Genomic DNA, 12243 nt, shown 5'->3' on the forward strand with positions numbered 1-12243 from the left:
TTATAAGTTCCTAGTCGCGGTCCAGTTCGGAGTCCCAATAGAGATAATCGCGCCAACTTTCGTGGAGATAATTGGGGGGGAAGCTGCGACCATTTTCCTGAAGATGTCGGGTAATAGGCTGGACAGGCTTTCTTCTGGGAAACATGCTGATCTCGGATGGCAGCTTGGACCCTTTCAGCAGATTGCAGGGGCTGCACGCCGTCACGACATTCTCCCAACTCGTCTGACCACCTCTTGCACGCGGTATGACGTGGTCAAAGGTCAATTCGTGAGTGGGCAATCGGTCATGACAATATTGACATGAGAAATTATCACGCAGAAAAACATTGAACCGCGTAAATGCCGGCTTACGCGCCATCTGTATATAGTCTTTGAGGGCGATGACACTTGGTAATCGCATGCTCAGACTGGGCGAATGCACTTCAATGTCGTCATATTCGCTCAGGACGGATACACGATCCAGGAATACTGCTTTTATCGCTTCCTGCCAGGACCATAGGGAAAGCGGAAAGTAGGAAAGGGGGCGGAAATCGGCATTCAGGACAAGAGCCGGAAAGTGCTGATTGGTTGCGAGCATTCGTTCGGCTCCTCACTACAAGAATGACGGCCCAATCGATGCATTCGCACGCGAAAACGAATGCTTGTCGATCAGCGCAATTCGTTCTTATCAGTTGACTATTTCAGGAAACCTCCGCCGCCGCAAGCTAAAGAATAATGACACCTATCAGGACACGTTTTGCCCCCAGCCCCACGGGATTCCTTCACCTCGGCCACGTTGTGTCCGCCGTTCATGCGCAGGATCTGTCGCGAAATGGCGGCTTCATCATCCGGATAGAGGACATCGACAAACAGCGCTGCACACCAGCATTCACGACGGCATTGATCGCGGATCTCATGTGGCTGGGATTTACGTCAGGACACCCTATACGACAGCAGTCGTCACACTTCGGCGAATACGAGACCTGCCTGGAATTGCTGCGTCGACGCGGCCTGCTTTACCCCTGTACCTGCAGCCGGCAGGATATTGCGACCCACGCACGGCTCAAAGCACCCGACGGCAGCCTTGTCTATCCCGGCACCTGTCGCCACCGGCCCGTCCCAACCGATCGCCCCGTGACCTGGCGGCTGAACATGGCGGCCGCGACAGCAGAAGTCGGCAGCCGCATGCATTGGCAGGAAATCGACGGCAACCGCGTGGAGCGCGATGTCTCAAACTTCGGCGATATCGTGCTGGGCAGACGCGACAGCGGTGTGTCCTACCATCTGTGCGTAACACATGACGACCATGTTCAGGACATCGATATCGTCACAAGGGGCAGGGACCTTTTCGAGGCCACGGCGATTCATCGGCTGTTACAGATTCTGCTCGGCTATCGAAAGCCGCGTTACGCCCATCACGCGCTTCTTATGGCACCGGATGGGCGAAAGCTTTCAAAACGGGATGGCTCGGAAAGCGTCCGTTCCATGAAGTCACGCGGCATGACGCCCTCTGAAGTGCGAGCCGCGGCAAGATCGGCACTTATTCGGGCGGATAGGTCTGCGGATACGTAATCGCACTGGCCGGACCAGGCGCGTGCGGCGCACCCTTTTTACCGCATGCGACCAGCAACGACGCGCCCAGGACGATACAGCATGTGAACCTGATCAACGATGTCATCACGCTTTCCCCTCCAGACGTTCAAGCCATTCAATCGCGGCGCGACGTACGTTCCCGGGCGCCGTGCCACCTTCGCTTGTGCGTGATGCGAGCGACGCCTCGACCGTCAGCACATCAAAGACGCTTGCATCGATCAGCGGTTCGACATCCTGCATCTCCGACAGGCTGAGTTCGCTCAGATCGCAGCCCTTGCTTTCGGCAATGCCGACCAATCGCCCCGTCACATGATGCGCCGTCCGGAACGGCAGGCGCAGGACACGGACAAGCCAGTCGGCCAGATCGGTCGCTGTTGCAAAGCCCATTCCGGCGACCGCACGCATTCTTGTCAGGTCGGGCGTGAAATCCCTTATCATGCCGTTCATGGCGGCGAGTGACAGCGTCGTCGCTTCCGTTGCATCGAAAACCGGCTCCTTGTCCTCCTGCGTATCTTTTGCATAGGCCAAGGGCAGACCCTTCATTACCGTCAGCAAGCCCATCAGGTCGCCAGTGATCCGCCCCACCTTGGCACGGACAAGCTCGGCCGCGTCAGGGTTACGCTTCTGCGGCATAATCGACGATCCGGTCGTAAAAGCGTCGGTCAGGCGGATAAAGCCGAAGGGGGACGAGCACCACATGACGATTTCCTCCGCCAGTCGGGAGAGGTGCATACCCAGCAGGGACAGGGCCGCAAGATACTCCAGCGCAAAATCACGATCCGACACCGCATCGAGCGAATTGGCGCATGGCCTGTCGAAACCGAGCTCCTGCGCCGTGAAGCGGCGGTCGATCGGAAATGAGGTGCCCGCCAGCGCTGCCGAGCCCAACGGACATTCGTTCAGTCTCGCGCGCGCATCGCGCAACCGTCCGGCATCACGATTCAGCATTTCGACATAAGCCAGCAGATGATGGCCGAACGTCACAGGTTGCGCAACCTGTAGATGGGTAAAGCCAGGCATAGGCGCGTCGGCGAATTCGCGCGCACGCGTTGCCAGGGATGCCATGAGTGTCTCGACCTGCCGGGTCGTCCCGTCGATCGCATCACGCACCCACAGGCGAAAATCCGTTGCCACCTGATCGTTGCGGGAGCGGGCTGTATGCAAACGCTTGCCGGCCTCACCAATCCGTTCCGAAAGGCGCGCCTCGATATTCATATGAATGTCTTCGAGTGCCGGGGAGAACTGGAAGCTGCCGTTTTCGATCTCGTCGGCAATCGCCAGCAGACCGGAGCGGATCTCCGCCTCTTCAGCTTCCGTCAGCAGGCCGACCCGTTGCAGCATGGCGGCATGTGCCAGTGAACCACGGATATCCTGCCGCCACAGGCGCTGATCAAAGCCAATGGAGGCATTGATATCAGCCATGATCGCTGCCGGACCGGCGGCGAAACGCCCCCCCATTGCGGATTGGCGAGGCGGGATTTAGTCTCGTTCACGTCGTTTTCCATGGAGATATCGATTATGCCGGTCAGTCCGCTGAATCGTCGCGCGTTCATGGCCGGAACTGGTGGCCTGACTCTAACGGCGAGCGGCATTCTGCGCAATTCCGCAAAAGCGGCAGTGGAGGAACAGGGCATAGAACCCTTCTCCAAGGCGATGCAGCCCCTCGCAAGACCGCTGCCTGTACCGACAACAACGTTTCAGGACGTGCAGGGCGAAGATGTTTCCCTGTCCCACTGGAAGGGTCAGGCGTTCCTCCTGCATCTGTGGGCCACGTGGTGTCCGCCGTGCATTCGGGAACTTCCGGACGTGGACAGTGCCATTCATGCCCTCGGCAGAAATGGCCCGCCCATCGTCGCCATCAACACGCTCGGTGGGGATGTAGCCATGACACAGGCATTTTATGCCGCCCATCATATCGGCGCCCTGCCGATCTATATCGATCTTCATGGTGAGCTTCTGAAGGCTCTCGGTCCCCTGCCGGGCATGGAACCCGGACAAAAAGGCATTCCGCGCTCATATGTCGTGGATGCGAAGGGTGAGATGCGTGCTGCGTCCCTCGGACTGACGGCATGGGACCCCAGGGACGTGCAACAACATTTTGAAACGTTGACGAAGTCATGATGCCCGCGCTGACCCGCCGTTTCATCCTGGGTGGAACACTTGCCGCAGCGTTGGCAAACCGCGCCGCCCGTGCGGAGGACGATGCGCCCATCCCACTGTCGGCGCTTCGTGCCCTGTCTCACCGGACACTATTCGATATTCCCCTGGTCGACGGCAAGACGCAGATCACGTCTCTTGCGCGATGGCACGGTCAGCCGGTCCTGATCCACTTCTGGGCAACCTGGTGCGCGCCATGCGTCAGGGAACTGCCACAGCTCGACGCTTTTTTTGCCGCCAATGGTCAGACCATGGCCATTCTTCCGGTTGCACTGAAGAGCGGCAAGCCGCAGCAGATCCAGGATTTCTACAGGAAGAATGGCATCACTCATCTGCCGATCTATGCGGCTGAAGCAGCGGACGTCGCGAAATCTCTCGGGGGAACGCCGTTGGCCATCCCCATGACGGTCTTTCTGGATCGGCAGGGACGTCGCATGGCAGAGGCCGATGGTCCCGTCGCGTGGGACGCGCCGGGCGCAACCAACGCCTTGGCACATCTGGCAAAAAGCGCATGATATCGACGCTGCTCGGCTCCGGCGATCCGCCACCTGTCATCATCCGCGCCGCAACACGCCAATCGCCGTTTCTGCTCGTCAGCGATCACGCGGGTCGCGCCGTTCCCGAGGCACTCGGCGATCTCGGCGTTTCGCCGGAAGACTGGACGCGCCACATCGCGTGGGACATCGGAATCCATGGCGTGGGCCGCCTGTTGCACGAGAGTCTGGGCGCGACGCTGATCGAGCAGGTTTATTCCCGACTGGTCATCGACTGCAATCGAGCGCCCGGCCATCCGACATCAGTTCCCAAGCTGTCAGACGGAACGTCCGTTCCCACGAATGCCAACGCTGACGAGGCATGCCGCACGCGACGTGAACGCGAGATTCTGCATCCTTATCATGATTGCATCCAGGAAGCGCTGGCCGCGCGTCGGAGCCAGCCGACGGCCTTGATCGCATTGCACAGTTTCACGCCACGTATGAATGGAGCAGATCGCCCGTGGCATGTCGGCATCCTGCACCATAAGGATACGCGGTCGGCCCATATCATGCTCGACCTGCTGCGTCAGGAAGGCGATCTCACGGTTGGTGACAACGAACCTTATGTCCTGACAGCGACGTCGGACTATACGGTGCCTCGCCATGCGGAAGCTGCGGGCCTGCCTTATCTGGAAATCGAGATAAGGCAGGATTTGATCGCCGAAAATGCGGGACAGGCCGTTTGGGCGGACAGGCTGGCACGGCTGTTGCCGCGCTACTGGGATCAGTTGACTACAGCATGACAATCACAGGCACAACGAAGCTGGCAGGCGTGATCGGCTGGCCGGTAGAGCATTCCCGGTCACCATTGCTGCATAACCATTGGTGCGCGTCTCACGATATCGACGGCGCCTATGTACCACTGCCGGTCCCGCCGGGATCGCTCGACGTCGCGCTGCGAGGCTTGCAGGCCGCAGGATTCCGCGGCATCAACGTGACGATTCCCCATAAGGAGGACGCGTTCCGCTTTGTCGATCGCAAAACGCAGTCTGCCCTGCGCGCGGGCGCCGTCAATACCATCGTCTTTGAGGATGACGGCACGACAACGGGCGACTGCACGGATGGCAAGGGCTTTCTGGCAAACCTTCATGCGCATGGTGTTGGAAACAGCAGGCACGCCATGATCCTGGGGGCAGGGGGAGCTGCAAGAGCCGTCGCCGCGGCTCTACTCGATAGCGGTTGTCGAATAACGATCGCCAATCGGACATTGCAGCGCGCCATCGCCCTGCGGGACGCCCTGGAAGGCGGCGAGGTTGTGGAATGGGACGCGTGGCCAGGACAGCTGGCAAGCTGCGACCTGCTGGTCAACGCCACCTCCCTGGGACTTGGCGGGAGCGCGGGCTACGACTGGTCAGGGTCACTTTCCGGTGCCGCGCCCGATCTGATCGTCAGTGACGTCGTCTATGTACCATTGATGACGCCACTTCTGCAGGCCGCCCGCATGCGCGACCTTAAAATCGTGGATGGGCTCGGCATGTTGATCCAGCAGGCACGGGCAGGCTTCAATGCCTGGTTCGGTATCCTGCCTCAGGTCGATGATACCGCGAGAGCGCTGCTGTTACATAGCCTGAACGGGGACTGATTGCACATTCTCGGCCTGACCGGCGACATGGGCGCGGGCAAGACTTACGTCGCCAACCTTTTCCGGCGGCGTGGCTGGCCGGTGTTCGATGCAGATGCCACCGTCCACCGGCTGCAAGGACCCGGAGGCGAGGCTGTGGCGCCGATCAAGGCTCTGTGGCCAGAGGCCGTGCCGGGAGATGCCATAGACCGAACAGCACTGCGCCACATTGTTATCGGTCATCCGGATCGTCTCAAAGCGTTGGAGGCGATCGTTCATCCACTTGTCAGACAGGAACGCCAACGTTTTCTCAGGCGCATGCAGGCTCGTGGGAAACGCTGGTGCGTGCTCGATATTCCGCTTCTGTTCGAGACGGATGCCTATCGGGCGTGCGACCGTATCCTCGTGGTGACGGCCGCCGAGTCCACCCGATTACGCCGCATCATGCGCCGCCGTGGAATGAGTGAAGAGCAGGCGCGGAATCTCCTTGCCCGGCAGATCGGCGACGCGAAACGCCGCAGGCTTGCGGATGTCATCATTCGAACGGACCTTTCCCGCGCCGCCACATTCAGGCAATTACGGCGCCTGCAACATGATCTGGAGGCCATGCGATGAAACGCTCCATCCTGTTCGATACGGAGACGACGGGGCTGGACCCCGCAACAGGCGATCGTGTCATCGAGGTTGCGGCGATCGAACTGATCGACGATCTGCCGACGGAGACGACCTTCCACGTCATGATCGATCCCGAGCGCGATATTCCCGCTGAAGCAACGCGCGTCCACGGCTTCACGATCGAAGACCTGCAAGGCAAGCCAAAATTTGCCGAGATTGCGGACGACTTCCTGACGTTCATCGGGGAGGATGAAATGATCGCGCATAATGCGCGCTTCGATTTCAATTTCGTCAACGCCGAACTACGTGCCTGTGGAAAGCCGGAACTGGCCATGTCTCGCATGGTCGACACGCTGGAAATGGCGAAGAAGCGCTTTCCCGGCTTACCGAACAGCCTCGACGCCCTTTGCCGACGCTACAGCATCGACCTGTCCGCCAGAACCACCCATAACGCGTTGCTCGACTGCAAACTGCTGGCGGAAGTCTATGTTGAACTGATGGGCGGACGGCAGCGCGGCCTCGGACTGACGCACCAGGGCGGAAAGGGCATGACCGCCGTCTATGAACGGAACCCCGACAGACGGCCGCGCGTCATGGCGCCTCCGTCCGAAGCGGAGGTCGCGGCCCATACCGCCTTCGTTGAAAGCCTGAAGGAACCGATTTGGCTGCAGTGAAAACGCCGCGCATCCTGTTCATCACGGCCAATCGTCTCGGGGATGCCGTGATTTCGACAGGCCTGCTTGCCGAACTTATCCGGCGAAATCCCGGCGCGCGCATAACGGTAGCGTGCGGTCCCGTGGCCGCATCCCTGTTCGAAGCCTGTCCTTCTGTCGAGCGGGTCATTACGGTCGTCAAGCAGCGGTGGGATCGGCACTGGTTCACGTTATGGCAGGCATGCGTCGGCACGGCCTGGGACCTGGTCGTCGATCTGCGCGGCTCCGCCGTCAGCCTGTTTCTCTGGACCCGGCAACGACGGATCCTGCGTGGCGGTCGTCGCCCGGGTCCGCGCATCAATCACATCGGCGCCCTGATGAAACTCTCGCCACCCCCATTGCCCGTCACGTGGTCGACAGCTGGACAGAACGAAAAAGCCGCGCACATTCTGCCACATGACGCAGGCTCCTGGCTTGCACTGGCACCGACAGCCAACTGGGATGGTAAAATCTGGCCTGCCGAACGTTTTGTGGCGGTTGCAAGGGACTTGATGCGGTCGGGCCTCAAACCTGTGGTGTTTTACGGTCCGGGCCGCGAGGAGCAGGCACGCGCGGCGCCCGTGCTTGCCGGATTGCCCGAAGCGCGTGATCTGGGCGGCAACCGACCGATCGGGGAAGTTGCCGCCCTCCTCAAACGTTGCGCACTGTTCGTCGGCAATGATTCAGGCCTGATGCATCTCGCCGCGGCCGGAGGCGTGCCGACATTGGGGCTTTTCGGTCCTTCCAAAGCCTCGGAATATGCACCGAGTGGCGTCGCGGCAAGCCATGTTGCCGCCGACGGACCCGAGGGAAGCGCGGACATCCACAATCTATCGGTCGAGACGGTTCTGGTCGCCGCGCGCCAGCGTCTTGGATCACCCGAGGGACATGCGGCGGCATGACGGGCACCGTGTTATCATCGACGTCCCATCCAAATCCGGTCCGCGTGGCGCATGTGATGGCTGGTGCGCCGTCCGGTGGTGCCGAACTTTTCTTCGAACGTCTCTGCGCGGCACAGGTCGCTTCGGGCGAAATCGTCAAGGCCCTGATCCGGCGCAACCCGGAGCGTCTCGTCCGCCTCGCGAATGATCGCGTGGACACGGAAAGCTTCCGGTTCGGCGGGCGATGCGACCTGTTCACGCGTCGGAGAGTTTCACGAAGCCTTCATGCCTTCGCGCCGTCCGTTACGGTGGCATGGATGAGCCGCGCCGCCCGCTTCCTGCCATCCGGACCATGGGTGCCCGCAGGGCGGCTCGGCGGTTATTACGACCTCTCGAACTATCGCCGCTGTCGCCATCTGATCGGCAATACACGCGGTCTGACACGATGGATGGTCGAACAGGGCTGGGCGCCCGAGCGCGTTCATTACCTGCCGAACTTCGCCGCGGAACTGGCCGATGTCTCACCTCAACGACCGGAATTTCTGCCCACAGGCCAACGTTTCGTGCTCGCGCTGGGTCGCTTGCATCGCAACAAGGCCTTCGACGTGCTGATCCGTGCGATGGCGCATGTGCCGGACGCGACCCTGGTCATCGCGGGCGAGGGACCGGAGAGGGACGCGCTCGAAACGCTGGCCCGAAAGGAAGGTGTGGCCGATCGCGTTTATTTGCCCGGCTGGATTCATCATGGCGGCGCGTGGCTCAAGGCTTGCGATCTGCTCGTCTGCCCCTCGCGGATCGAACCTTTGGGAAATGTCGTGATCGAAGCCTTTTCCGCCGGCAGGCCGGTTGTCGCCGCCGATATTCAGGGTCCACACGAATTGATTGCCGGAACACGGGACGGGTTGCTGGCGCCGGTCGAGGACGACAAGGCACTGGCTTGCAGGATTCGCGATGTTCTCGGGTCGCCAACGTTGGCGACGGAATTGGGGCGTAACGGCCGCACTCGCTATGAAAGAGAGTTCTCCGCACCGACCGTCCTCGCACGCTGGGCGCATTTCCTCCGGCACGAGGTTGTCTGATGTGCGGCATCGCTGGCCTTGCCTGCAAACCGGGCGTTAGTCCGGATCCGACATTGCTGAAGGCCATGTCGGCAGCGCTGCGTCACCGGGGACCGGATGGCATGGGTGAATACGTTACCGATCGCGCCGCGTTGTGCCATCGGCGTCTGTCGATCATCGATCTGGCCGGCGGTGCTCAACCGCTTACGCTGGGTAGCATCGCGCTGGTCGCCAACGGCGAAATCTACAATGATCCAGCATTGCGGCAATCGCTCCCGGATATCCATTTCCGGACTGGCAGCGACTGTGAAACGCCTTTGGCCCTGTGGCCGCGACTTGGCGTCGATTATCCGGCAGCCTTACGTGGGATGTATGCCATCGCATTGCTGGATGGTTCGACGCCGGCAAATGACATCATTCTCAGCCGTGACCCGTTCGGCATCAAGCCACTCTATATCGCGACATATGACGGCGGAATTGCCTTTGCTTCCGAACCTCAGGCCCTTCTGAGCGCCGGCATCGGCGCGCGCGCGGTAAGACCTGAGATACGTGACCAGTTGCTCGCCTTCCAGTTCACATTCGGCTGCGAGACGATCTATCCCGGTATACGCCGCCTTGCGCCAGGTGAGACGTTGCGCATCGTGGACGGACGTATCGTGGAGCGAAAGCTCCATCCGGCCATGCCACCGCGCCCCGCCGGCCCACCTTTGCTCACGAGTGAAGCAGCCGCGCTCGAGCAACTTGATCGCGCGCTGATCGACACCGTCACGGCGCACGAGCGCGCCGATGTTCCGTTTGGGCTGTTCCTGTCGGGCGGCATCGATAGTTCCTCGCTGCTTGCCGCCATGGTGAAAGGCGGATGCCAGAAGCCACGCGCCTGGACGGCCCGGTTCGATGTCGGCTGTGCCGATGAATCGCGGCATGCAGCCGAAATTGCAGCGGCTGCTGGCGCCCGACATGAAATCCTGACGATCGACGATGACATGCTATGGCGCGATCTTCCCAGAATTGTCGCCGCGATGGACGACCCCGTGGCCGATTACGCCATCATCCCGACCTGGTTTCTGGCGCGCGCTGCCAGAGCAGAGGCCACGGTCATTCTGAGCGGCGAGGGCGGGGACGAGCTTTTCGCCGGCTATGGTCGGTATCGGCGCGCCACGACGCCGTGGTGGCGCGGTGGAAAAATGCCGCACAGGAAAAGCGCCTTTCGTGGCAGAAATCATCTCGCACGCACCAAATCACCCAAGCCCTATGCTTCATCGTCAAGCGGCGGCAGAATGTCTCACCTTGAACGGGCTCAGGCCAGCGACATTTCCGAATGGCTGCCCAACGATCTGCTGATCAAACTTGACCGATGCCTGATGGCCCATGGGCTGGAAGGCCGGACACCGCTCCTCGATCCCGTCATGGCAGGCTTCGCCGCAACCTTGCCCGATCACCTGAAAATCCGGAACGGGCAGGGCAAATACCTGCTTCGTCGCTGGCTCCAGAACAACATGCCGGCCGCCCGACCTTTTGCGCCCAAACAGGGCTTCACCGTGCCGATCGGAACGTGGATCGCACAAAAAGCGCCCGCTCTTGCACCGCTGGTCAGCCGAAATGCCGGCATTCGCGCGGCTGGCCAGTCCACGAAAGTCCAGCGCCTGTTCGAAGACGCCGCGAATCGCCGATTCGGTCGTGCCGCATGGCATCTGCTCTTCTATGCCTTGTGGCACCGTATCCATATCGAAGGCGCATCGGCTGACGGTGATGTCTTCGATACGCTTGCCACCCACTAGAACTTTTTTTTGAAGGGGAGCCACCACGTGCATTTCGATCTGATTATCCGCCATGGCACCTGCATGCTGCCCTGGGGTGCAACCGAGACCGATCTCGGCGTCAAGGACGGCAGAATCGCCAGCCTGCGTGCCGCGATCACCGATACGGCGGACCGGGAGATCGATGCGCGACACCTCCATGTCCTTCCCGGAATGATCGACAGCCATGTCCACTTCCGCGATCCCGGCGATCCATCCATCGAGTCCATCGCCACGGGTTCACGCGGCGCGGCACTTGGGGGCATTACGACTGTGTTCGACATGCCGAACACCACGCCCTCGACGACCAGCGCTGCTGCAATCCGCGACAAGTCTGCTCACGCCGAAACGACAAGTCTGGTGGACATCGCACTCTACGTCGGCGCCACGCGCGCCAATACGCCGGAACTCGCAACGCTCGAACGTCTGCCGGGCATATGCGGAATCAAGCTGTTTGCAGGCTCGTCCACCGGCGACCTGATGATCGAAGATGACGCAGGCATTGAGGCCGTCATGAGGAGCGGGCATCGGCGCATCGCTTTCCATTCGGAGGACGAATATCGCCTTCAGGCGCGTCGCGCATTGTTCGAGATCGGACAAGCCCATGAGAAGCATATGGAATGGCGTGATGTGGAATGCGCGTTCCTGGGCACGCGTCGAATCGTCGATCTGGCACATCGCACGAACCGTCCCGCACACATCCTGCACGTCTCGACAGCCGAAGAACTCGACTATCTGGCAAACCACCGTGACATCGCGTCGGTAGAGGTGCTGGTCAACCATCTCTCGCAGGTGGCGCCGGAGTGTTACGAAAAGCTGGGCGCCCTGGCTGTCATGAATCCGCCGCTTCGTGATCGCCGTCATTATGAAGCGAGCTGGCAAGCTGTCCGGGATGGACGCGTCGATGTCGTCTCATCCGATCATGCGCCGCACGCCCTGGCCGCCAAGGCAAAACCCTGGCCCACCTGCCCGGCAGGGCTGACAGGTGTGCAAACAATTCTGCCGATCATGCTGGATCACGTGACACAAGGGCGGCTGTCGCTGTCGCGACTGGTCGATCTCATGGCGGCCGGGCCGGCCAGAATTTACGGCCTGATGTCGAAAGGCCGCCTCGCGGTGGGTTTCGATGCGGATTTTACAATCGTCGACATGCAGGCACGACGCGAAATCCGTAATGAATGGATCGCGAGCCCGGTCGGCTGGACGCCGTTCGATGGCCAGACCGTTACCGGCTGGCCGATGGCGACCGTGGTGCGGGGACATGTTGTGATGCGCGACGATGAAATTATCTCGCACCCCGTGGGCCGTCTGGCCCGATTTGCGCCGTAAATTGCAGGCATGTTCAGAACCTTGCACAACATCCTTCGCAATCAAC

General features: G+C 60.8%; 12 protein-coding genes and 1 pseudogene. 11 read left to right on the plus strand and 2 right to left on the minus strand.

Going from position 1 to position 12243, the window contains the following annotated elements:
• Positions 1-10 precede the first annotated feature (10 nt).
• Positions 11-577, minus strand: coding sequence for an HNH endonuclease (locus tag A0U93_RS02545; RefSeq protein WP_077805964.1), 567 nt, complete (start codon positions 575-577; stop codon positions 11-13).
• 137 nt (positions 578-714) lie between these two features.
• Between A0U93_RS02545 and gluQRS the strand changes: the two genes are divergently transcribed.
• Complete coding sequence (gene gluQRS / locus A0U93_RS02550; RefSeq protein WP_077805965.1) at positions 715-1551, plus strand: tRNA glutamyl-Q(34) synthetase GluQRS; 837 nt, start codon at positions 715-717, stop codon at positions 1549-1551.
• A 105-nt stretch (positions 1552-1656) separates the two neighbouring features.
• Here the strand turns inward: gluQRS and argH are convergent.
• Positions 1657-3077 (minus strand): annotated as a pseudogene (gene argH / locus A0U93_RS02555) (argininosuccinate lyase).
• Here argH and A0U93_RS02560 point away from each other — a divergent pair.
• Genes A0U93_RS02560 through A0U93_RS02605 form a run of 10 tightly spaced genes read left to right on the plus strand, consistent with a single transcriptional unit; the run spans position 3076 to position 12197 of the window.
• The gene (locus A0U93_RS02560) at positions 3076-3693 is read left to right on the plus strand and encodes a TlpA disulfide reductase family protein (RefSeq protein WP_077805966.1); all 618 of its coding nucleotides are present in this window, start codon (positions 3076-3078) and stop codon (positions 3691-3693) included. The pseudogene argH and the gene A0U93_RS02560 overlap by 2 nt on opposite strands.
• Positions 3690-4244: a TlpA disulfide reductase family protein gene (locus A0U93_RS02565; RefSeq protein WP_077805967.1), complete on the plus strand. Its 555-nt coding sequence runs from the start codon at positions 3690-3692 to the stop codon at positions 4242-4244. The genes A0U93_RS02560 and A0U93_RS02565 overlap by 4 nt, the downstream gene beginning before the upstream one ends.
• Positions 4241-5008 (plus strand): N-formylglutamate amidohydrolase, encoded by a 768-nt coding sequence (locus A0U93_RS02570; RefSeq protein ID WP_077805968.1) that lies wholly within the window; start codon positions 4241-4243, stop codon positions 5006-5008. Before A0U93_RS02565 ends, A0U93_RS02570 begins: the two co-directional genes overlap by 4 nt.
• Positions 5005-5847: a shikimate dehydrogenase gene (locus tag A0U93_RS02575; RefSeq protein WP_077805969.1), complete on the plus strand. Its 843-nt coding sequence runs from the start codon at positions 5005-5007 to the stop codon at positions 5845-5847. The genes A0U93_RS02570 and A0U93_RS02575 overlap by 4 nt, the downstream gene beginning before the upstream one ends.
• Positions 5848-6441 (plus strand): dephospho-CoA kinase, encoded by a 594-nt coding sequence (coaE, locus tag A0U93_RS02580; RefSeq protein WP_077805970.1) that lies wholly within the window; start codon positions 5848-5850, stop codon positions 6439-6441.
• Positions 6438-7115, plus strand: coding sequence for a DNA polymerase III subunit epsilon (gene dnaQ, locus A0U93_RS02585; protein WP_077805971.1), 678 nt, complete (start codon positions 6438-6440; stop codon positions 7113-7115). Before coaE ends, dnaQ begins: the two co-directional genes overlap by 4 nt.
• The gene (locus A0U93_RS02590) at positions 7103-8035 is read left to right on the plus strand and encodes a glycosyltransferase family 9 protein (protein WP_077805972.1); all 933 of its coding nucleotides are present in this window, start codon (positions 7103-7105) and stop codon (positions 8033-8035) included. Before dnaQ ends, A0U93_RS02590 begins: the two co-directional genes overlap by 13 nt.
• A complete protein-coding gene (locus tag A0U93_RS02595) occupies positions 8032-9093 on the plus strand; it encodes a glycosyltransferase (protein WP_245825040.1) in 1062 nt (353 codons plus the stop codon). Before A0U93_RS02590 ends, A0U93_RS02595 begins: the two co-directional genes overlap by 4 nt.
• Positions 9093-10850, plus strand: coding sequence for an asparagine synthase (glutamine-hydrolyzing) (gene asnB / locus A0U93_RS02600; RefSeq protein ID WP_077805973.1), 1758 nt, complete (start codon positions 9093-9095; stop codon positions 10848-10850). Before A0U93_RS02595 ends, asnB begins: the two co-directional genes overlap by 1 nt.
• A 27-nt stretch (positions 10851-10877) precedes the next feature.
• Positions 10878-12197 (plus strand): dihydroorotase, encoded by a 1320-nt coding sequence (locus A0U93_RS02605; RefSeq protein ID WP_077805974.1) that lies wholly within the window; start codon positions 10878-10880, stop codon positions 12195-12197.
• Positions 12198-12243: the final 46 nt, after the last annotated feature.

The organism is Neoasaia chiangmaiensis (assembly GCF_002005465.1).
Classification (GTDB): Bacteria; Pseudomonadota; Alphaproteobacteria; order Acetobacterales; family Acetobacteraceae; genus Neoasaia; species Neoasaia chiangmaiensis.

Coding starts and splice junctions, on each gene's coding strand:
- dnaQ (WP_077805971.1), top strand. CDS start 6,438: ATGAAACGCTCCATCCTGTTCGATACGGAGACGACGGGGCTGGACCCC.
- A0U93_RS02595 (WP_245825040.1), top strand. CDS start 8,032: ATGACGGGCACCGTGTTATCATCGACGTCCCATCCAAATCCGGTCCGC.
- A0U93_RS02565 (WP_077805967.1), top strand. CDS start 3,690: ATGATGCCCGCGCTGACCCGCCGTTTCATCCTGGGTGGAACACTTGCC.
- A0U93_RS02560 (WP_077805966.1), top strand. CDS start 3,076: ATGGAGATATCGATTATGCCGGTCAGTCCGCTGAATCGTCGCGCGTTC.
- A0U93_RS02575 (WP_077805969.1), top strand. CDS start 5,005: ATGACAATCACAGGCACAACGAAGCTGGCAGGCGTGATCGGCTGGCCG.
- gluQRS (WP_077805965.1), top strand. CDS start 715: ATGACACCTATCAGGACACGTTTTGCCCCCAGCCCCACGGGATTCCTT.
- A0U93_RS02545 (WP_077805964.1), bottom strand. CDS start 577: ATGCTCGCAACCAATCAGCACTTTCCGGCTCTTGTCCTGAATGCCGAT.
- A0U93_RS02570 (WP_077805968.1), top strand. CDS start 4,241: ATGATATCGACGCTGCTCGGCTCCGGCGATCCGCCACCTGTCATCATC.
- asnB (WP_077805973.1), top strand. CDS start 9,093: ATGTGCGGCATCGCTGGCCTTGCCTGCAAACCGGGCGTTAGTCCGGAT.